Annotated in this window: 19 protein-coding genes, 2 tRNA genes and 1 pseudogene; 8 read left to right on the top strand and 14 right to left on the bottom strand. The window is 70.1% G+C overall.

Annotated features, from left to right (window positions below; translation table 11 throughout):
• Position 1 precedes the first annotated feature (1 nt).
• From VGK78_RS00230 to dnaA, 11 genes are all read right to left on the bottom strand, one after another.
• A tRNA-Ala gene (locus VGK78_RS00230) sits at positions 2 to 74 on the bottom strand.
• A gap of 56 nt (positions 75 to 130) precedes the next feature.
• Positions 131 to 256 carry a DLW-39 family protein gene (locus VGK78_RS00225; protein WP_331525234.1) on the bottom strand — a complete coding sequence of 42 codons (126 nt, stop codon included), beginning with the start codon at positions 254 to 256 and terminating at the stop codon, positions 131 to 133.
• A gap of 29 nt (positions 257 to 285) precedes the next feature.
• Positions 286 to 359, bottom strand: a tRNA-Ile gene (locus VGK78_RS00220).
• Between the two features lie 122 nt (positions 360 to 481).
• A complete protein-coding gene (locus VGK78_RS00215; RefSeq protein ID WP_331525233.1) occupies positions 482 to 1,216 on the bottom strand; it encodes a DUF3566 domain-containing protein in 735 nt (244 codons plus the stop codon).
• 6 nt (positions 1,217 to 1,222) lie between these two features.
• Complete coding sequence (gene gyrA / locus VGK78_RS00210) at positions 1,223 to 3,931, bottom strand: DNA gyrase subunit A (RefSeq protein ID WP_331525232.1); 2,709 nt, start codon at positions 3,929 to 3,931, stop codon at positions 1,223 to 1,225.
• A gap of 103 nt (positions 3,932 to 4,034) precedes the next feature.
• On the bottom strand, positions 4,035 to 6,155 hold the full coding sequence (locus VGK78_RS00205; protein WP_414690609.1) for a DNA gyrase subunit B: 2,121 nt from the start codon (positions 6,153 to 6,155) through the stop codon (positions 4,035 to 4,037).
• Positions 6,156 to 6,457: 302 nt separating this feature from the next.
• On the bottom strand, positions 6,458 to 6,994 hold the full coding sequence (locus tag VGK78_RS00200) for a DUF721 domain-containing protein (RefSeq protein ID WP_331525231.1): 537 nt from the start codon (positions 6,992 to 6,994) through the stop codon (positions 6,458 to 6,460).
• The gene (gene recF, locus VGK78_RS00195; RefSeq protein ID WP_331525230.1) at positions 6,984 to 8,141 is read right to left on the bottom strand and encodes a DNA replication/repair protein RecF; all 1,158 of its coding nucleotides are present in this window, start codon (positions 8,139 to 8,141) and stop codon (positions 6,984 to 6,986) included. Before recF ends, VGK78_RS00200 begins: the two co-directional genes overlap by 11 nt.
• A 10-nt stretch (positions 8,142 to 8,151) precedes the next feature.
• Positions 8,152 to 9,063: a phosphogluconate dehydrogenase (NAD(+)-dependent, decarboxylating) gene (gene gnd, locus VGK78_RS00190; RefSeq protein WP_331525229.1), complete on the bottom strand. Its 912-nt coding sequence runs from the start codon at positions 9,061 to 9,063 to the stop codon at positions 8,152 to 8,154.
• Between the two features lie 25 nt (positions 9,064 to 9,088).
• Positions 9,089 to 10,237, bottom strand: a complete 1,149-nt coding sequence (dnaN, locus tag VGK78_RS00185) for a DNA polymerase III subunit beta (protein ID WP_331525228.1) — start codon at positions 10,235 to 10,237, stop codon at positions 9,089 to 9,091.
• Positions 10,238 to 10,660: 423 nt separating this feature from the next.
• Positions 10,661 to 12,067 (bottom strand): chromosomal replication initiator protein DnaA, encoded by a 1,407-nt coding sequence (gene dnaA / locus VGK78_RS00180; protein WP_414690608.1) that lies wholly within the window; start codon positions 12,065 to 12,067, stop codon positions 10,661 to 10,663.
• A gap of 705 nt (positions 12,068 to 12,772) precedes the next feature.
• Between dnaA and rpmH the strand changes: the two genes are divergently transcribed.
• From rpmH to VGK78_RS00140, 8 genes are all read left to right on the top strand, one after another.
• Positions 12,773 to 12,910: a 50S ribosomal protein L34 gene (gene rpmH, locus VGK78_RS00175; RefSeq protein ID WP_114780495.1), complete on the top strand. Its 138-nt coding sequence runs from the start codon at positions 12,773 to 12,775 to the stop codon at positions 12,908 to 12,910.
• 46 nt (positions 12,911 to 12,956) lie between these two features.
• Positions 12,957 to 13,334 (top strand): ribonuclease P protein component, encoded by a 378-nt coding sequence (gene rnpA / locus VGK78_RS00170; RefSeq protein ID WP_331525227.1) that lies wholly within the window; start codon positions 12,957 to 12,959, stop codon positions 13,332 to 13,334.
• A 4-nt stretch (positions 13,335 to 13,338) separates the two neighbouring features.
• Complete coding sequence (yidD, locus tag VGK78_RS00165; protein ID WP_331525226.1) at positions 13,339 to 13,575, top strand: membrane protein insertion efficiency factor YidD; 237 nt, start codon at positions 13,339 to 13,341, stop codon at positions 13,573 to 13,575.
• Positions 13,576 to 13,578: 3 nt separating this feature from the next.
• Positions 13,579 to 14,640, top strand: a complete 1,062-nt coding sequence (yidC, locus tag VGK78_RS00160) for a membrane protein insertase YidC (RefSeq protein ID WP_331525225.1) — start codon at positions 13,579 to 13,581, stop codon at positions 14,638 to 14,640.
• The gene (locus VGK78_RS00155; protein ID WP_331525224.1) at positions 14,637 to 15,233 is read left to right on the top strand and encodes a protein jag; all 597 of its coding nucleotides are present in this window, start codon (positions 14,637 to 14,639) and stop codon (positions 15,231 to 15,233) included. The genes yidC and VGK78_RS00155 overlap by 4 nt, the downstream gene beginning before the upstream one ends.
• A gap of 47 nt (positions 15,234 to 15,280) precedes the next feature.
• Positions 15,281 to 15,913 carry a 16S rRNA (guanine(527)-N(7))-methyltransferase RsmG gene (gene rsmG, locus VGK78_RS00150; protein WP_331525223.1) on the top strand — a complete coding sequence of 211 codons (633 nt, stop codon included), beginning with the start codon at positions 15,281 to 15,283 and terminating at the stop codon, positions 15,911 to 15,913.
• Positions 15,914 to 16,266: 353 nt separating this feature from the next.
• Positions 16,267 to 17,211, top strand: coding sequence for a ParA family protein (locus VGK78_RS00145; RefSeq protein WP_331525222.1), 945 nt, complete (start codon positions 16,267 to 16,269; stop codon positions 17,209 to 17,211).
• Positions 17,208 to 18,152, top strand: a complete 945-nt coding sequence (locus tag VGK78_RS00140) for a ParB/RepB/Spo0J family partition protein (RefSeq protein ID WP_331525221.1) — start codon at positions 17,208 to 17,210, stop codon at positions 18,150 to 18,152. The genes VGK78_RS00145 and VGK78_RS00140 overlap by 4 nt, the downstream gene beginning before the upstream one ends.
• Positions 18,153 to 18,223: 71 nt before the next feature.
• Here the strand turns inward: VGK78_RS00140 and VGK78_RS00135 are convergent, their stop codons facing one another.
• The 3 genes and pseudogenes from VGK78_RS00135 to VGK78_RS00125 all read right to left on the bottom strand — a co-directional run.
• Positions 18,224 to 18,514 carry a hypothetical protein gene (locus tag VGK78_RS00135; RefSeq protein ID WP_331525220.1) on the bottom strand — a complete coding sequence of 97 codons (291 nt, stop codon included), beginning with the start codon at positions 18,512 to 18,514 and terminating at the stop codon, positions 18,224 to 18,226.
• Between the two features lie 79 nt (positions 18,515 to 18,593).
• Positions 18,594 to 18,989: pseudogene (locus VGK78_RS00130) on the bottom strand (lysophospholipid acyltransferase family protein); the annotation flags it as partial.
• Between the two features lie 7 nt (positions 18,990 to 18,996).
• The coding region (locus tag VGK78_RS00125; RefSeq protein ID WP_331525219.1) for an aminotransferase class I/II-fold pyridoxal phosphate-dependent enzyme at positions 18,997 to 19,717 on the bottom strand (721 nt) is incomplete at its 5' end.

Below are 19,717 nucleotides of genomic sequence, written 5' to 3'. Positions count from 1 at the left end.
GTGGAGCCTAGGGGACTCGAACCCCTAACCCCCTGCTTGCAAAGCAGGTGCGCTACCAATTGCGCCAAGGCCCCGGGTGGATGACCTGACCGAGCAGAGCCGGAACCCCGGCAGCGGGCTCGCGGGAGGGTCAGTCCCGGTCGACCTTGTCGGTCGCCTCGGCCCAGAGCGCCTGCTCGCGCTGGCCTTCGTCGAGCTTCTTCTTGGCGAACAGGACACCGGCGGCGGCGAGGGCGAGGAGCAAGAGCTTCTTCATGATGACTCCGACGTGAGTGGGTGGACCAGTGGGCCTAACAGGACTTGAACCTGTGACCTCTTCCTTATCAGGGAAGCGCTCTAACCGTCTGAGCTATAGGCCCGGGAGTGGTCGAGAGACCAGGACGGCCGTCCCGGCGAGCGGGCGACCGGTGCGGAACATTACCGCAGCCGACGAAGGGCGACCGAATCGGCAGCCGGCGGTGAGCTGCCGGAAAGCGCCCGGTCAGCTGTCCTCGGCCAGGGTGACCTCGACGCCCCCGAGCAGCGACGCGGCCATGTTGTACAGAAACGCCCCGAGGGTGGCGATCGCGGTGATCAGGATGACGTCGATGACCGAGACCAGCATCGTGAAGCCCATCACCCGCGACATGCCGAGGTAGTCCTCGATGTTGAACGTCGAGAGGTTGTTGCCGCTCGACACGGTGTCGGAGACCGTGTTGTTGATCGAGCTCCACACGCCCGCGGCGCCCAGGACCGACCAGACCATGAACACCGAGACCACGGTGACGATCCCGAAGGCGATCGAGAGCAGGAACGACACCTTCATCACCGACCACGGGTCGATCCGGCTGAGCCGCAGCCGCGCGCGACGTGGTCCGCGCATCGGGGCCTGCGTCGTACGCCGGGTGGTCGCCGCCGGGCGGTTCGAGGTCACCGGCACCTGTGCGGTGTGCTCAGGCGCGGCCCGGTCGGGCACGGCCTGAACGGCCCGGGCCTGCGGCTCGGGAGCCGGCTGCGCTGCGGGACGTTGCTCGGTGTGCTGGAGCTCGGCCGGCATCGGCGGCAGCACCCGGTGAGCCTCGCGCGGCGCCTCACTGGCCGCCCGGCGCTCGTCCGCGGCCGCGCTGATCCGCCGCTGGAGCCGCTCGGCCAGGGGGATCCGTGCGGTGTCCTGGTGGCTCTCCCGGTCTTGGGGGCGCGTCTCGACAGGTGCCTGCTCGGCAGAGCGCTCTGTCATCGGCGTTCACTCTCCTGGATCGGCAGCAGGTCCGTTCTCGGACTCGGGCGACTCCTCGGAAGACGTCGGCCCGCTCTCGATTGTTGCATCCGTGGCCACATCCGGCGATTCGTCGGTTTCTCCCGCGGACAGCCCCGTACCCGCCGCACCCGAGGGAGTAACAGTGCCCGAGGCCTCCTCCAGCACCTCGTCCGGCGACTCGACCGACCTGGTGACCACCGCGACCGCGTCGCCGTCCTTGGGCGTCACGAACTTCACGCCCATGGTCGAACGACCGGTAGCCCTGAAGTCTGCGTTGATCGGGCTGCGAACAACCTGACCGCCTTGGGTGATCGACAGGATCTCGTCTCCGTCGACCACGATGAACGCGCCGACCAGCCCGCCGCGGTCCTCGTTCTCCAGCGACATCGTCTTGATCCCGATGCCGCCGCGCGACTGCTGGCGGTAGTCGGTGATGCGCGACCGCTTGGCGAAGCCACCGTCGGTCATCGTGAACACGTACTGCGGCTTCACCGCGTCGTGGGCCTCGGCGACCATCTGGTCCGCCCGGATCACCGACATCGACAGCACCGAGTCACCGTCGCGGAACTTCATGCCGGTCACACCGGACGTCGCACGGCCCATCGGCCGCAGCTGGCCGTCGTCGGCCCGGAAGCGGATCGCCTGGCCCTTTCGCGAGACCAGCAGGATGTCGTCGTCGGGCGAGACCAGCTCGGCGCCGATCAGCTCGTCGTCGTCCTCGCGGAAGTTGATCGCGATCACACCTGCCTGGCGGGGCGAGTTGTAGTCGCCCAGCCGGGTCTTCTTGACCAGGCCGTTGCGGGTCGCGAGCACGAGGTACGGCGCCTGCTCGTAGTCGCGGATCGCCAGCACCTGGGCAATGTCCTCGTCGGGCTGGAAGCTGAGCAGCCCCGCGACGTGCCCGCCCTTCGCGTCGCGCGAGGCCTCGGGCAGGTTGTAGGCCTTCGTCCGGTAGACCCGGCCGGCCGTGGTGAAGAACAGCAGCCAGTGGTGGTTGGTGGTGGAGATGAAGTGCTGGACGACGTCGTCGCCGCGCAGGGTGGCGCCTCGCACGCCCTTCCCGCCGCGCTTCTGCGTGCGGTAGGCGTCGGCCCGGGTGCGCTTGGCGTAGCCGCCGCGGGTGAGCGAGACGACGAGGTCCTCGTCGGGGATCAGGTCCTCCATCGAGAGGTCGCCGTCCGCCGCGATGATCTGGGTACGCCGCTCGTCGCCGTACTTCTCGACGATCTCGGCGAGCTCCTCGCCGACGATGACCCGCTGCCGCTCGGGCTTGGCCAGGATGTCCTGGTAGTCGGCGATCTCCGCCTCGACCTTGACCAGGTCGTCGACGATCTTCTGCCGCTCGAGGGCCGCGAGGCGCCGCAGCTGCATGTCGAGGATCGCGTTGGCCTGGAGCTCGTCGATGTCGAGCAGCTGGATCAGCCCGGTGCGGGCGTCGTCGACGTCCGGGGAACGCCGGATCAGCGCGATCACCTCGTCGAGCATGTCCAGGGCCTTGACCAGGCCGCGCAGGATGTGGGCGCGCTCCTCGGCCTTCCGCAGGCGGTACTCGGTGCGCCGGCGGATGACCTCGATCTGGTGGTCCACCCAGTGGCTGATGAACTGGTCGACGGTCAGCGTGCGCGGCACGCCGTCGACCAGCGCCAGCATGTTGGCGCTGAAGTTGGTCTGCAGCTCGGTGTGCTTGAACAGGTTGTTCAGCACGACGCGGGCCACCGCGTCGCGCTTGAGGACGACGACCAGCCGCTGACCGGTGCGGGACGACGTGTCGTCGCGCACCTCGGAGATCCCCTGCACCCGCCCGGAGTCGGCGAGCTCGGCGATCTTCAGGGCCAGGTTGTCGGGGTTGACCATGTAGGGCAGCTCGGAGATCACCAGCGTGGTGCGGCCCCTGCTGTCCTCGTCGATCTCGACGACGGCCCGTTGCATGATCGAGCCCCGGCCGGTGCGGTAGGCCTGCTCGATGCCCTGGCGGCCGACGATCAGCGAGCCCATCGGGAAGTCGGGGCCCTTGATCCGCTCGAGCAGCGCCTCCTGCAGCTCCTCGCGCGTCGCGTCGGGGTGCTCGAGCGCCCACTGCGCGCCGTCGGCGACCTCGCGCAGGTTGTGCGGCGGGATGTTGGTGGCCATCCCGACCGCGATCCCGGCGGAGCCGTTGACCAGCAGGTTGGGGAACCGGGCGGGCAGGATCGCCGGCTCCTGGGAGCGCCCGTCGTAGTTGGGGCCGAAGTCCACGGTGTCCTCGTCGATGTCGCGGACCATCTCCATGGCCAGCGGGGCCATCCGGCACTCCGTGTACCGCATGGCCGCGGCCGGGTCGTTGCCCGCGGACCCGAAGTTGCCCTGGCCGTGGATCAGCGGCGCGCGCATCACCCACGGCTGGGCGAGCCGGACCAGGGTGTCGTAGATCGCGGAGTCGCCGTGCGGGTGGTACTGACCCATGACGTCGCCGACCACGCGCGAGCACTTGGAGTAGCCGCGGTCGGGCCGGTAGCCCCCGTCGTACATCGCGTAGAGCACCCGCCGGTGCACCGGCTTGAGGCCGTCGCGCACCTCGGGCAGGGCCCGGCCGACGATGACCGCCATCGCGTAGTCGATGTAGCTGCGCTGCATCGACTCCTGCAGGTCGATCGGCTCGATCCGGCCGCCGCCGTCGCCGCCGCCACCGATCAGGTTGCCCGTGGTCTCGGTCATTCTGTGGCTCTCTACCTCTGTCTTGTCTCTGCTCTAGATTTCTCTAGACGTCCGTATCGCGGTCTCGACAGGCTCGGCCGACGACCGGCGTGCCGGCTCTGGGCTAGATGTCCAGGAACCGGACGTCCTTGGCGTTGCGCTGGATGAAGCTGCGCCGCTGGTCGACGTCCTCGCCCATCAGGATCGAGAAGATCTCGTCGGCGCGGGCCGCGTCCTCGAGTGTCACCTGCAGCAGGATCCGCGCCGCCGGGTCCATCGTCGTCTCCCACAGCTCGTCGGCATTCATCTCGCCGAGGCCCTTGTAGCGCTGGACCGGGTTCTCCTTCGGCAGCTTCTTGCCCTGGGCGACGCCGTCCTTGGTCAGCGCGTCTCGCTCGGCGTCGGAGTAGACGAACTCGTGCTCGTGCGGCTTGTTCCACCGCAGGCGGTACAGCGGTGGCTGCGCCATGTAGACGTAGCCGTGCTCGATCAGGGGCTTCATGAACCTGAACAGCAGCGTCAGCAGCAGGGTGTTGATGTGGTGGCCGTCGACGTCGGCATCGGCCATCAGCACGATCTTGTGGTAGCGCAGCTTGTCGAGGTCGAACTCCTCGTGGATGCCCGTGCCGAGCGCCGAGATGATCGCCTGGACCTCCTGGTTGGCCAGGACCTTGTCGATGCGCGCCTTCTCAACGTTCAGGATCTTGCCGCGGATGGGGAGGATCGCCTGGATGCGCGGGTCGCGTCCCTGCTTGGCCGAGCCGCCCGCCGAGTCGCCCTCGACGATGAAGACCTCGCACTCGTCGGGGTTGGTCGACTGGCAGTCGGCCAGCTTGCCGGGGAGGCCACCGCCGCCCAGCAGGCCCTTGCGGGAGCGGGCCAGGTCGCGGGCCTTGCGGGCGGCGATCCGGGCGCTGGCCGCGGCCTGCGCCTTGCGCACGATGTCGCGGCCCTCCGAGGGGTTCTGCTCGAGCCAGGCGCCGAGCTGGTCGTTGACCACGCGCTGGGTGAAGCCCTTGGCCTCGGTGTTGCCGAGCTTGGACTTGGTCTGGCCCTCGAACTGCGGCACGGCGAGCTTGATCGACACGATCGCGGTCAGGCCCTCACGTACGTCGTCGCCGGAGACGCGGTCCTCGCGCTTCTTGATGAGCCCCCACTCCTCGCCCCAGTGGTTGACCAGCGAGGTGAGCGCCGCGCGGAAGCCTTCCTCGTGGGTGCCGCCCTCGGGGGTGTTGATCGTGTTCGCGAAGGTGTGCACCGACTCGGTGAACGAGGTGTTCCACTGCATCGCGACCTCGAGGCTCATCTCCTGCTGGCCGTCGCCGGCGGCCTGTTCGGCCTCGAAGGAGATCACGGTGGGGTTGGCCGGGGTCTTGCGCTTGTTGAGGTACTCGACGTAGTCGACCAGCCCGCGGTCGTAGCGGAACGTCTGCTCGAGGCCACCGGTCTCGGCCTTGTGGATGGAGTCGGCGCCGTGCTCGTCGACCTCGGGGGCGACGGTGTCGTCCTGGACGGCCTCGAGCACCTCCTCGGCGACCGGCCGCTCGTCGCGGACGACGAACTCCAGCCCCTTGTTCAAGAACGCGTACTCGCGGATCCAACTGGTGATCGTCTCGAGGTTGTACGACGTGGTCTCGAAGATGTCCTCAGAAGCCCAGTAGGTCACCGTGGTGCCGCTGCGCTCACCCTCAGCGAGCGCACGCACCTGCTCGAGCTCGTCGTCGGGTACGCCGAGGCTGAAGGTCTGGCGCCACAGGTGGCCGCGGTTCTTCACCTCGACGACCAGACGCGTCGACAACGCGTTGACCACGGAGACACCCACGCCGTGCAGACCGCCGGAGACCTTGTAGCCACCCCCACCGAACTTGCCGCCGGCGTGGAGCACGGTCAGCGCCAGCGTCACCGCGGGCAGCTCCTGGCCGGGTGCGGTGTCGGTCGGGATGCCCCGGCCGTTGTCCTCGACGCGCACGCCGCCGTCGGCGAGGAGGGTGAGGACGATCCGGTCGCAGTAGCCGGCCAGCGACTCGTCGACGGCGTTGTCGACGATCTCCCGGATCAGGTGGTGCAGTCCGCGCTCGCCGGTCGAGCCGATGTACATGCCGGGGCGCTTGCGGACGGCCTCGAGCCCCTCGAGCACCCGGATCGCGGACGCGTCGTACTCCACACCGTTGGGCGGCTCGGGGAGCGCGGCTCGTGACTCGGGACTGAGGTCTGGGATGGACTGCTCGGGAGTCTCGTCGCTCACGCGCACCTCTTCGTCTGCGGCCGGTCGGGCTCGCGGGCGTCGCGGCCGGACCTGACATGGAACGGGCCGCGTGCGGGGTGCTCGCGGCCTCGACGTCCATACTAGCCGTTCTGAGGCCGCGTTCCACGTTGCCATCCCCATGATGGGGGTGTCTGTGGACGGAAATCGGGCTCAGGCGGGGCGGAAACGGGTCACGGAGCGCCGATCGGGGGGTCGGACGAGTCCCCATACGTCCGTCGAGCCGTCAGGTCGGCATTTCGCGGTCCGGGGACGGCCCCGGGAACCGCCCGGGGCGCAGCCGGTCAGCCGTAGGTGTCGCGTGGCCCCCGGCTGCCCCGGACCGAGCGGGCGCCGTGCTTCCAGGACGGCGCGTGGGGGCCGAGCACCTCGATCACGACGACGGTGCCGTGACCGAGGTCCTCGTTGAGCCGGCGGACGAGGGCCGGAGCGAGGAGCTTCAGCTGGGTCGCCCACGCCGTCGAGTCGGTGCGGACCACGAGCTTGCCGTCGGCGAACGACTCCGCCCGGCTGTGGGCGCCGACCTCGGGCCCCACCAGCTCGGTCCACCGGGCGAACATCGAGGCGACCTTGAGGTCGACCTGCCAGCCGTGGTCGTCGACGATCCGGGTCAGCGCGGCGTCGAGGGTCTGCGGGTCGCGGTCGTCGGGATGGGCTCCCGAGACACGGCCGGTGCGCGGCGCGCGCTCGGTGGTACGTCGTACGGCGGTGCGGCGGCCCGGGGTCGAGCGAGCGGTTGCCCGGGCCAGGGTGCGCGCGAGGTCGAGCCCGTCAGCCGCGTGCTCCGGTTGCTGCTGAGGCTCCTGCTCCTCAGGACTCACGCCTCACCTCCCCGTCCGCGACGACGTAGCGGGTGCCGGCCAGCTTCTCCGGCACGTCGGCGTCGACCGCCGCGGTGACCAGCACCTGCTCGGCGCCGGCCACCAGCTCGGCCAGCTGGGCCCGCCGCTCGGCGTCGAGCTCGGCGAAGACGTCGTCGAGGATCAGGATGGGGTCGTCCCCGTCGGCGCGCACCAGGTCGTACGACGCCAGGCGCAGCGCCAGCGCGAACGACCAGGACTCACCGTGCGAGGCGTAGCCGCGCACCGGCAGCCGGTGCTCACCGTTGCCCAGGGTCAACACGAGCTCGTCGCGATGCGGGCCCACCAGCGAGACGCCGCGGTCGAGCTCGTCGGGACGCCGTCGCTCGAGCTCCTCGAGCAGCCGGTCGGTGAGCGACGCCCGGTCGGTGAGATCGCCGATCTCGAGGCTGGGCTGGTACTCCAGGCCCGCGTCGTCACTGCTCGCCCCGCGGGCCACCGTGGCGTAGGCGTTGCCGACGTACGGCCGGAGCTCCGCGACCAGGCGCAGGCGCTCGGCCAGGATCTCGGCGCCGGTCCGCGCGAGGTGGGCGTCCCAGACCCCCAGCGTCTCCAACGCGCCGGAACCGCCGCGGGGGGTCCGCGGGGGGTGTCCCCCCGCGCGTGACGACTTGAGCAGGGAGTTGCGCTGCTTGAGCACACGCTCGTAGTCCTGGCGTACGCCGGCCAGTCGCGGCGCGCGCATCACCAGCAGGTCGTCGAGGAACGCCCGGCGGCCGGACGGGTCGCCCTTGACCAGGGCCAGGTCGTCGGGTGCGAAGACAACCGTGCGGACCAGGCCCACCAGCTCCCGGGCCCGGGGAAGGTCGGCACGGTTGACGCGGGCGCGGTTGGACCTCCCCGGGTTGATCTCGACCTCGAGCACCGCCTCCCGTCCGTCGCGGACGACCGCCGCCCGCACCAGGGCCCGGTCGGCGCCCGCGCGCACCAGCGGCGCGTCGGCAGCGACCCGGTGCGAGCTGAGCCGTGACAGGTAGTCGACCGCCTCGACCAGGTTGGTCTTCCCCTGCCCGTTGCGGCCGATGAACGCCGTGGCGCCCGGCTCGAGCGGGACCTCGGCGGTGGCGTAGGAGCGGAAGTCGACCAGCGTCAGGTGCGCGACGTACAAGAGGGTGTCACTAGCCGGTCGGGTTGACGTCGCCGCCGGGAGGCGCCTCGGTGCGGACGGCGTGGCCGCCGAACTGGTTGCGCATCGCGGCGACCGCCTTCATCGCGGGGCTGTCCTCCTGCTGGGAGACGAACCGGGCGAACAACGAGGCGGCGATCGCCGGCATCGCGACGCCGTTGTCGATGCCGGCCTCGACCGTCCAGCGGCCCTCGCCGGAGTCGGCGGCGTAGCCGGCGATCTTGTCGAGATGGGCGTCCTCCTGGAGGGCGGCGACCAGAAGGTCGAGCAGCCAGGACCGGATCACCGTGCCCTCGCGCCACGAGTTGAACACCTCGGTGACGTTCTCGACCATGTCGACCTTGTCGAGCAGCTCCCAGCCCTCGGCGTAGGCCTGCATGATGGCGTACTCGATGCCGTTGTGGACCATCTTCGAGAAGTGCCCGGCCCCGGGCGTCGAGCCCGCGTGGACGAAGCCGGCGTCCCCCTCGGGCTTGAGCGCGTCGAAGGCCGGCTGCACCTTCGCGACGTTCTCCTCGGAGCCGCCGCACATCAAGGCGTAGCCGTTCTTCAGGCCCCACACACCGCCGGAGACGCCGCAGTCGACGAAACCGATCCCCTTCCGGGCGAGCAGGTCGGCGTTGGCCTGGTCGTCGGTCCACTTGGAGTTGCCGCCGTCGACGACCAGATCGCCCTCCCCGAGCAGGCCGGCCAGCTCCGTGACGGTGTCGCGGGTGGGGTCGCCGGACGGCACCATCACCCAGACGACCTTCGGGCTCGGCAGCTTCTCGACCATCTCGGCCAGGCTCCCGGCGTCGGACACGTCGGGGTTGCGGTCGTAACCGATCACGGTGTGGCCGGCGTTGCGCAGCCGGGTGCGCATGTTGCCGCCCATCTTGCCGAGGCCGACGAGTCCGAGTTCCATGCTTCGCTCCTTGAGGGGAGTCGGGTCAGGAGAGCAGGCGCCTCGGCATCAGGAGGTAGCGGAACCCGGTGCCGTCACCTGTGGGGTCACTGTCTCCCATCGAACCACTGATGACAACGGGCTTGGTCGACACCGTGAACGCCAGCTCGACCACCGCCTCGTCGATCACCTGGAGCCCGTCGAGCAGGAACTGCGGGTTGAAGCCTGTGGTGATGTCCTCGCCCTGGATCGAGGCCTCGATCGACTCGCTCGCCTGCGCCTCGTCCCCCGAGCCGGCGTCCAGGGTGAGGGTGCCGTCGGAGAACGCCAGCTGAACGGCGGTGTTGCGCTCGGCCACCAGCGCCACTCGCTTGAGCGACTCGATCAGCGACGTCTTGTCGACGGTCGCCACGGTCTGGTGCTCGTTGGGGAACAGGCTGCGGACCTTGGGGAACTCGCCGTCCAGCAGCCGGGTCGTCGTACGCCGGGTGCCGCCCGGAGCCGAGCCCTCGAAGCCGATGATGCCCTCGCCCGTGCCGCCCGCAGCCAGGGCGATGGTGACCTCGCTGCCCGCGGTCAGTGAGCGCGCCGTGTCACCGAGGACCCGGGCCGGGACCAGCGCGGCCAGCGACTCGTCGGGGCTGTTCGGCTGCCAGTCGAGCTCTCGGTGGGAGAGCCGGAACCGGTCGGTGGCCAGCATCGAGATCGTCGACCCCGAGATCTCGATGCGGACGCCGGTCAGCACCGGCAGCATGTCGTCGCGGCCGGCCGCGGTCACGGCCTGGAGGACGGCGTGCGCGAACACGTCACTGGACACGGTGCCGGTCGCGGCCGGCATGGCGGGCAGCGCCGGGTAGTCCTCCACCGGCATGGTCTGCAGGCTGAACCGGGCGGACCCGCAGGTCAGGCTGACCCGGGCCCCCTCGAGCACCATCTCCACCGGCTTGGCCGGCAGGCTCCGGCAGATGTCGGACAGTAGTCGGCCGCTGACCAGGGCCTTGCCCTCGTCGGAGACCTCGGCGTTCAGGGTGGCGCGGGCGGACGTCTCGTAGTCGAAGGTCGACAGCACCAGGCCGTCGTCGCTCGCCTCGATCAGCAGCCCGGACAGCACCGGGACGCTGGGGCGGACGGGAAGGCTGCGTGCCGCCCAGGCGACGGCATCCGCGAGTACGTCGCGGTCGACGCGGAACTTCACTTCACGGTTCCTTCGCAAGGCAGATGAGCGGCGCGGTCACTCGAGAACCGCACCCTGGTAATTCTGTGGGGATTCTGGACTGTGCATCCTGCCACGCGGCACCCCCACGCGGGAGTGGCGCCCGGTTTGTCCCCAGGACGGGCGGAGGGTGGTCGTTGTGGAGGTTCGTGATCCATCAGTAGGTCGGCAGGAGTCGTAGCGTCCGTGGAAACTGTGGAGGAACGCCGTCGGCGCAGGTCACCAGCCGATTCGCTCTCCACAGCCGGTGTGGACCGACGCGTGCGAATCCCGGCTCTCCTGTGGCCGGCGACGACCCTTACCGACCACGTCGTACGCCGCTCCACACGGTCTGTGGACGACGCGCCGGACCCGCCAACACCGCGGTCCACATCTTGCACGGTTGTGGTTCGGTCGCGGGGTCGGTCATGCCTGCCGGGCCTGCATCTTGACCCGGTTGGTGAGCTCGCTGACCTGGTTGAAGACCGCTCGGCGCTCGGCGAGCAGCTGGTTGATCTTGCGGTCGGCGTACATCACCGTCGTGTGGTCGCGGTTGCCGAACTGCGCGCCGATCTTCGGCAGCGACAGGTCGGTCAGCTCGCGGCACAGGTACATCGCGATCTGGCGGGCCATCACCAGGTGCCGGCCGCGGCTCGGGCCGGTCAGCTCGTCGATGGACAGCCCGAAGTACGCCGCGGTCTGGGCGATGATCAGCGCCGCGGTGATCTCCGGCTCGCCGCCCTCGGGGATCAGGTCCTTGAGCACGATCTCGGCCAGGGTCATGTCGACCTCCTGGCGGTTGAGGTTGGCGAACGCGGTCACCCGGATCAGCGCACCCTCGAGCTCGCGGATGTTGGTCTGGATCTTGCTGGCGATGAACTCCAGCACGTCGGCGGGCGCGGAGAGCCGGTCCATCGCGGCCTTCTTGCGCAGGATGGCGATCCGGGTCTCGAGGTCGGGCGGCTGCACGTCGGTGATCAGTCCCCACTCGAACCGGTTGCGCAACCGGTCCTCGAGCGCCTCAAGCCGCTTGGGCGCCCGGTCGGAGGTGAGCACGATCTGCTTGTTCGCATTGTGGAGCGTGTTGAAGGTGTGGAAGAACTCCTCCTGGGTCTGGGTCTTGCCCTCCAGGAACTGGATGTCGTCGATCAGCAGCACGTCGACGTCGCGGTAGCGACGCTTGAACCGGTCCTGCCGGTCGTCGCGGATCGCGTTGATGAACTCGTTGGTGAACTCCTCGCTCGACACGTAGCGCACCTTGGCTCCGTTGTAGAGGGAGCGGACGTAGTGCCCGATGGCGTGGAGCAGGTGGGTCTTGCCGAGGCCGGAGTCGCCGTACACCAGCAGCGGGTTGTAGGCCTTGCCCGGCGCCTCCGCCACCGCGACCGCGGCGGCGTGCGGGAAGCGGTTGGAGGAACCGATGACGAAGGTCTCGAAGGCGTACTTCGGGTTCAGCCGGGTCTCGCCGGGGGCTGGAGCCGGGGGTGCGTGGGGAGCCGGTGTCGCCGGGGAGACATGGAGATCTGTCGACAAATCGACAGGTGGACTCGTCGATTCATCGAGAGGGGCGGGGTGCGTGGCCTCGCCGAGCGCCGGGTTGACCGTGACCGCGAGCCGGATCTCGCGCCCGAAGCTCTCGGTCAGGGCGTCCTCGAGCTGCCCGCGCAGCCGGCCCTCGAGCTGGGTCCGGGTGAAGTCGTCCCCGACGGCGATGATCGCGGTGTTGCCGTGCCATCCGGCCGGCTCGCTCGCTCTGACCCAGGCCTGCTGGTTGGGCTGCAGCTCCTCGATGACGCGCTGCCAGGTGGCAGCGAGGTCGGAGTCGTTGTCCACAGGAAGTCCCGCTCTCTGTTCGTCGCGCGTGCCGTGCCTGCATGATGGCCCGGCCCCGGTCCGGGCGGCGCCGGGGCGGTCATGGGTTCCACAGGTTTGTCCACACCTTGTGAACCTGGCTGCCTCCTTGTGGAAACAACCTGCCGAGACGTTCACGGTGGTCGCGTCAGGTGCGCATCACTGCAGGTCAGAGACCATTTCGGGGTCCGCTGACGACGGTGGCGACGTACCTGCGGGGAAGGGCCGACCCGAACGCGGGGAAACTCGACGAGGTCCGAACATAACGCCGCGGCGAGGCCCCCGGCAAGGCGCTATCCACAGGTTCTGGAACCCCTGCGGAACCGGTCCGGAGCGGGTAGGGTGCTGGTCCGATTTCCACACCCTGGCCGGCGAGCCGACGGTCTCTTCGAGGGCGTCTCGGCGACCCCGGTGCCTCCAGGACGCCGGGGCCGAGGCGGGATTTGACCTCACGGAGACGGCCCGCGTACCGTTTCTCGGTCACCCGGTGTCGACGGGTGCCGCATGTCCATGTCGCCGGCGCTCCCTGCTGGGTGCTCCGCCGAGCGCGTGGGCGGGCGGTGCCGGCCGAACTCGAGGCTCGTCCATCCAGTGGCCGAGTCGTGTGTTTCGATCAGCTCCGTCCGACGCATCGGGCGATCCAGCCGAGCCGGCGTGACCGCCCCTGACCCGCATCGGAGAGAAGCCGTGAGCAAGCGTACGTACCAGCCGAACAACCGCCGTCGCCACAAGGTGCACGGTTTCCGGCTGCGGATGCGCACCCGCGCGGGGCGCGCGATCCTGTCCGCCCGCCGCCGCAAGGGCCGCAAGAGTCTGGCCGTCTGAGCCCTCGGCTCGACCGGCCTCGATCGGCCCCCGTGCCTCCTCGTCCGTGCTCCCGGCGCCACACCGTCTCAGCCGTGGTGCCGACCTGCGCCGTGTCTCACGCACCGGCCGCCGCAGCGGGAGCGACACCCTCGTGGTGCATCTGCTCGCGGCTGTCCCGGCACGGGCCGAGAGCCCGGCCCGGGTCGGCTTCGTGGTCGGCCGGAGCGTCGGGATCGCCGTGGTCCGGCACCGGGTGCAACGTCGGCTGCGTCACCTCTGCCGCGACCGTCTCCCCGAGCTGCCGCCCGGCAGCGCCCTGGTGGTCCGGGCCCTCGCCCCGGCCGCGGACGCGACGTACCAGGAACTCGGCGCCGACCTCGACCGTTGTCTGCAGCGGGTGCTCGAAGCCCGACATCGTGCGGAGCCCGGGACGGTGAGCTGACCAGATGCGTTACCTGCTGATCGGTCTGCTCCGGCTGTACCGCTTCTTCATCAGCCCGCTCTACGGCCAGGTCTGCCGCTACCACCCGTCCTGCTCGGCGTACGCGCTGCAGGCCGTCACGGAGTACGGCGCGGTCCGGGGCTCCTGGCTGGCCGCCCGCCGCCTGCTGCGCTGCCACCCGTGGGCCGCCGGTGGCTACGACCCGGTGCCCACCCGCACGACCCCGACCCAAGGAGCCTGATCCGTGGATTCGATCGGCCAGCTCGGCCACTACATCCTGGTGCCGCTGTACTACGCGATCTCGGCGGTCCTGCTCGGGTGGCACGAGCTGTTCAGCCTGGTCCTGCCGGCCAAGGGAGGGATGTCCTGGGCGCTGTCGATCGTGGGCCTGACGCTGGTCATCCGCGCCGCCCTGATCCCGCTGTTCGTCAAGCAGATCAACGCCAGCCGGAACATGCAGCTGATCCAGCCGAAGGTCAAGGAGCTGCAGAAGAAGTACGGCCACGACCGCGAGAAGCTGGCCCAGGAGACGATGGCGCTGTACCGCGAGAGCGGCACCAATCCCTTCGCCTCGTGCCTGCCGCTGCTCGTCCAGTCGCCGATCTTCATCGCCCTGTTCCGGCTGCTCGACCAGGCGGCCAAGAACGACAAGGCCAACGGGTTCCTGACGGCGAAGGAGGCGGCCAGCTTCGGGCACGCGAGGCTGTTCGGCCACATCCCGATCTCGGCGACCTTCCTGAAGCCGGACGGTCTGGCGAGCGTCCAGATCCTGGCGGCGGTGCTGGTGGTCGCGATGACGATCACGACGTTCACGACCCAGCGCCAGCTGATGACCAAGAACATGCCGAAGGACGCGATGAGCGGTCCGTACGCGCAGCAGCAGAAGATGCTGCTGTACGTTCTGCCGGTCGTGTTCGCCGTCGGTGGCGTGGCGTTCCCGATCGGTGTCCTCTTCTACTGGACGACCACGAACCTGTGGACCATGGGTCAGCAGTTCTACGTGATCCGCCGCAATCCCGCCCCGGGGACGCCGGCCTTCGAGGCCAAGCAGAAGCGCGACCGCGCCAGGGGCCGGATCGTCACGGAGACGCCGACGGCCACCGACGATACGTCCGCCGTCGAGCCGCCGCCGGCTCCGCGCCAGCAGCCGCGTCAACAGCCGAAGCGGCAGTCCAAGCAGCAGCGGAAGCGCTCCCGCGGCGCCGTCGGCAAGGCCGGCGGAAAGCCGGGCGAGAAGCCGGGCGAGAAGCCGGGGGACAAGCGGGGCGACGAGGACGACGGCACGAGTGAGGGGAAGACGGCATGAGCGAGACCGAGCAGACGTCATCGGCGGAGGGCACCGACGACACCGCCCTCCAGGAGGCCGCGATGGTCGCCGAGGGCGGGGATGACGCCGGTCAGGAGACCGGAACCGAGGACGCCGCCGACGCCGGGACCCCGGTGCAGGAGCGGCTGGAGCAGGAGGGCGAGATCGCCGCGGACTACCTCGAGGAGCTGCTCGACATCGCCGACCTCGACGGTGACCTGGACATGGACGTCGAGGGCGAGCGCGCCGTGGTGTCGATCGTGGGCGCCGACCTCCAGCAGCTGGTGGGCGACGGCGGGAAGGTGCTCGATGCCTTGCAGGAGCTCACCCGGCTGGCTGTCTACCGGGAGACCGGTGAGCGGTCCCGGTTGATGCTGGACATCTCGGGCCATCGGGCGACCCGCCGCCGGGAGCTCGAGGAGCTGGCCGCGACCACGGTGGCTCAGGTGAAGGAGTCGGGTGAACAGGCCGCGCTGCGGCCGATGACCCCGTTCGAGCGGAAGGTCGTACACGACGCCGTGGCCGCCGCCGGCCTGTCGTCGGAGTCCGAGGGCGTCGAGCCCCGGCGGTACGTGGTGGTTCTTCCCGCCTGATGGACGACTCGCCCCGGGCGGGGGGAGACGATGTTTCACGTGAAACCATGCCGGCGCCCGACCCGACGGTCGCCGCGGCTGTCTTCTCACCGGACCGGCTTCCCCTCCTGGAGCGGTACGCCGGCGTGCTGGCGACCGACGCCCTGGTCCGGGGGCTGATCGGCCCTCGCGAGGTGCCCCGGCTCTGGGACCGGCACCTGATCAACTGCGGTCTGCTCGGACCGCTGATCCCCGAGGGCGCCGCCGTCGCCGACCTGGGTTCGGGGGCGGGGCTGCCCGGGCTCGTGCTCGCGATCGCCCGCCCCGACCTCCGGGTCACCCTGGTCGAGCCGATGGCCCGGCGTGTCACCTTCCTCGAGGAGACGTGCGCCCGCCTTCACCTGCCGAACGCAACGGTGGTGCGCGAACGGGCCGGCGAGTGGCCCGGCGCGGGCCCCTTCGACGTGGTGACTGCCCGGGCTCTCGCCTCTCTGTCGAGGCTGGTGCGGTGGGGGATACCCCTGCTCGCCGACCGCGGCGAGCTGCTCGCGATGAAGGGTTCGTCCGCTCAGGAGGAGGTCGCCGCCGCCGAGCCGGAACTGCGACGAGTCTCCGCACACGCCGAGATCGTCTGCTGTTCGGTCCCGGGGTCCTCGGTGACCACGGTGGTGCGGGTGGCCCGGATCGGGCGGCGGGGATAGGTTGGCCGGGGTCGAGGGTGGTCGGATGTCGAAGGGAATCACGGGTGAGTCAGGACGCGGCCACGGGGCCGGGGGGATCGTCGAAAGCCGGGCTCGGGTGGCCAGAGGAGCCATCGGAGACCGACCGGGGAGCAGAGTTTTCCACCGGCCTGGGCTGGCCGGCTGAGCGTGAGCATCCACAGGTTGACCCCGGTTTTCCACAGTCCCCTGTGACTAGTCCTCCCGCCGAGGAGGACAGCGATGTTTCACGTGAAACCACCGACCCGCCGAGTGATCGCACGACGGATCAGCCCAGCGATCAGCCCGCGGATCAGCCGATCGGTCACGCCACCGATGCCGTCGCCCGGGCCCGGGTGATCCGCACGGCGGGGGACCTCGCCGATGCCGGCGCGCGGCTGGACGCCGATGACAGCACGCCGCTGGCCCGGATGGCCGAGGACACCGTCCGAGCTCGCCACGAGGCCGCGAACCGTCCCCCGATGCCCCGTCCGGACTCGACGCGGGTCCTGGTCGTGGCCAACCAGAAGGGCGGGGTCGGCAAGACCACGACCACGGTGAACGTGGCGGCCGCGCTGGCCCAGCTCGGCCAGCGGGTGCTGGTGATCGACCTCGACCCGCAGGGCAATGCGTCGACCGCACTCGGCGTCGAGCACCGGCGTGGCGTCCCCTCGGCGTACGACGCGCTGGTGGACGGCGAGGAGCTGTCGGGCCTGGCCTCGCCCGTGCCCGACCTCCCCCTGCTCGAGGTCGTGCCCGCGACCATCGACCTCGCCGGCGCCGAGATCGAGCTGGTCAGCGTGGTGGCCCGGGAGAACCGGCTGCGCAGGGCGATCGCCGGACACCCCCGGATCGGCACCGCCGAGGGCGCGGGCGAGGAGCGCTACGACTACGTGTTCGTCGACTGCCCGCCGTCCCTCGGCCTGCTCACGCTGAACGCGCTCGTCGCCGGGGCGGAGATGCTGATCCCGATCCAGGCGGAGTACTACGCGCTCGAGGGCCTCGGGCAGCTGCTCGAGACCGTCGAGATGGTCAAGGCCCACCTGAACCCGGGGCTGGTCGTCTCCACCATCATGGTCACGATGTACGACGCCCGGACCCGGCTGGCCTCGGGGGTCGCCCAGGAGGTGCGCGAGCACTTCGGCGACCAGGTGCTGCGCACGGCGATCCCGCGATCGGTGCGGGTGTCGGAGGCGCCGTCGTACGGCCAGACCGTGATGACCTACGATCCCGCTTCACCGGGTGCGCTCTCCTACCTCGAGGCTGCCCGCGAGATCGCCAGGAAGGGTGCACCTCGATGACGTCGGAACGACCGCGCCGCGGACTGGGCCGCGGGCTGGGCGCCCTGATCCCCACCGGTCCGGCGGAGTCGGGCGAGGGAGAGACCACCACCGCCACGGCGACAGCGACCGAGGTCGCTCCGGCGCCGGCCGGCGCCTACTTCGCCGACCTCCCGATCGCCCAGGTGAGCCCCAACCAGGTCCAGCCGCGTCAGGTCTTCGAGGAGGAGGCCATGGCCGAGCTGGTGCACTCGATCAAGGAGGTCGGCCTGCTCCAGCCGGTCGTCGTCCGGCGGACCGGGGAGGCGTCCTACGAGCTGGTGATGGGGGAGCGTCGCTGGCGTGCCGCGCAGGTGGCCGGCCTCGAGCGGATCCCCGCGATCGTGCGTCGGACCGAGGACGCGGACATGCTGCGCGACGCCCTGCTCGAGAACCTCCACCGGTCGCAGCTCAACCCGCTGGAGGAGGCCGCTGCGTACCAGCAGCTCCTGGAGGACTTCTCCTGCACCCATGACGAGCTGGCGTCGCGGATCGGTCGGTCGCGTCCTCAGATCAGCAACACGATCCGGCTGCTCAAGCTGTCGCCCGCGGTGCAGCGCCGCGTCGCGGCCGGCGTCATCTCCGCGGGTCACGCCCGTTCCCTCCTGGCTGTGGAGGATCCCGACCTCCAGGACCGGCTGGCCGCGCGGGTGGTCGCCGAGGGCATCAGCGTGCGGGGGCTCGAGGAGCTCGTGGCCGTGGGCGAGACCCCGCACCGGGAGGCTCCGACCCGTCGGCGCAAGCCCTCCGCCCCGGGGCTCCAGGACCTCGCCAACCGTCTTTCGGACCGGCTCGAGACCCGGGTCAAGGTCGACCTCGGCCAGCGCAAGGGCCGCATCACCGTGGAGTTCGCTTCGCTGGACGACCTGCGCCGGATCGTCGACATCATGGACCCACGCAACCGCACGGACCGTCCGATCTGAGCCATGGTCGCTAGATCGCTTTGTCGACAAAGCGACCTGACGACAGATCGATCTTGGGATGTTTCCGCAGGTCAGGACGCTTTCGGCGTACGCTGAGCGGCGCGCTCGCGGCGTTCTTGGACGTCCAATCGCGCTGCTTCCTCGAGGCTCGGCGCCGTCCCGCCGTACGACGCGGGGACCCACCAGGCGCCCACCTCGTGCTGGGGGTAGCTCTGGACAGCCTCGTCCAGCAGCCGCTGAAGCACACGCTTCAGCTCGGCCGTCTCGGTGACCGCGTCTTCTCCGGTGACCGGGACGGCGGGACCCACCCGAATGGTGATCGCCGTGCCTCGCGAGAAGTCCCGAGGGTGGTCCTTGGTCATTCAGCCGCTGGGTGCCCCAGAGGACGAGCGGCGCCAGGGGGACCCCCGCCGCGCCGGCGATCCGGACGGCCCCGGTCTTGGGGTCCTTGATCTCCATCGCCCGGGAGATCGTGGCCTCGGGGAAGATCCCGACCAGCTCGCCGTCCGCCAGGTAGCGGGCGGCGACGGTCAAGGACGACTCGCCATCGGTCCGGTCGACCTCGATGTGCCGACAGGCCCGCATCACCGGCCCCGTCACGCGGTGGTCGAAGAGCTCGCGCTTGGCCATGAACCTGACCCGGCGTCCGACGCGGTCGGGAGCCAGGCCGCCGTAGACGAAGTCGACGTAGCCGACGTAGCCGACGTGGTTGACCGCGAGCAGTGCGCCGCCGGTGCGCGGGATGTGCTCGAGCCCGGTGACCTCGATCTGCTGGCCGAGGGCCCGGAAGCCGAGCTTCGCGAGCCGGATGATGGAGGAGTAGACGAGCTCGGCCATGGCGTGGCTAGCGCCGGGTGGCCAGGAAGTCGGCGATCCGCCCGATCGCCTCGCCGAGCACGTCGACGTCCGGGAGCGTGACCAGCCGGAAGTGGTCAGGGGCGAACCAGTTGAAACCCGTGCCGTGGGTGACCAGGATGCGCTTGGCGCGGAGGAGGTCGATCACGAACGCCTCGTCGTCGTCGATCGGGTAGACGTCCGGGTCGAGCCGGGGGAAGCAGTAGAGCGCGCCGCGGGGCCGCACCGAAGTGACCCCCGGGATCTGGTTGAGCAGCCGGTCGGCGAGCATCGTCTGCTCGTGGAACCGGCCGCCCGGCGCCACCAGGTCCTGGATCGACTGGTAGCCGCCGAGGGCGGTCTGGATCGCGTGCTGGGCGGGGACGTTGGCGCACATCCGCATGTTCGCGATCAGCGTCAGGCCCTCGAGGAAGTCGGTGGCGAGCTCGGTCGGACCCGAGATCATCACCCAGCCGGCGCGGTAACCGCACACCCGGTAGGCCTTGGAGAGCCCGCTGAAGGTCAGGCAGAGCACGTCGTCGCCGGCGTAGGTCGCCGCGTGGTGGTGCACCGCGCCGTCGTACAGGATCTTCTCGTAGATCTCGTCGGCCATCACGACGAGGTCGTGCCGCCGGGCGATGTCGACCATGCCCTCGACCGTCTCCTGGCTGTAGACGGCACCGGTCGGGTTGTTGGGGTTGATGATCACCAGCGCGTGGGTGTGCTCGGTG

The sequence above is a fragment of the Nocardioides sp. genome (assembly GCF_036503465.1).
GTDB lineage: Bacteria > Actinomycetota > Actinomycetes > Propionibacteriales > Nocardioidaceae > Nocardioides.
This window is presented reverse-complemented; position numbering and strand designations above follow the sequence as displayed.

Excerpts from the sequence above, each read along its gene's own strand:
- VGK78_RS00215 (WP_331525233.1), bottom strand. The coding sequence starts at position 1,216 with ATGACAGAGCGCTCTGCCGAGCAGGCACCTGTCGAGACGCGCCCCCAA.
- VGK78_RS00140 (WP_331525221.1), top strand. The coding sequence starts at position 17,208 with ATGACGTCGGAACGACCGCGCCGCGGACTGGGCCGCGGGCTGGGCGCC.
- gnd (WP_331525229.1), bottom strand. The coding sequence starts at position 9,063 with ATGGAACTCGGACTCGTCGGCCTCGGCAAGATGGGCGGCAACATGCGC.
- VGK78_RS00155 (WP_331525224.1), top strand. The coding sequence starts at position 14,637 with ATGAGCGAGACCGAGCAGACGTCATCGGCGGAGGGCACCGACGACACC.
- yidD (WP_331525226.1), top strand. The coding sequence starts at position 13,339 with ATGCGTTACCTGCTGATCGGTCTGCTCCGGCTGTACCGCTTCTTCATC.
- VGK78_RS00135 (WP_331525220.1), bottom strand. The coding sequence starts at position 18,514 with ATGACCAAGGACCACCCTCGGGACTTCTCGCGAGGCACGGCGATCACC.
- gyrA (WP_331525232.1), bottom strand. The coding sequence starts at position 3,931 with ATGACCGAGACCACGGGCAACCTGATCGGTGGCGGCGGCGACGGCGGC.
- rsmG (WP_331525223.1), top strand. The coding sequence starts at position 15,281 with ATGCCGGCGCCCGACCCGACGGTCGCCGCGGCTGTCTTCTCACCGGAC.
- VGK78_RS00225 (WP_331525234.1), bottom strand. The coding sequence starts at position 256 with ATGAAGAAGCTCTTGCTCCTCGCCCTCGCCGCCGCCGGTGTCCTGTTC.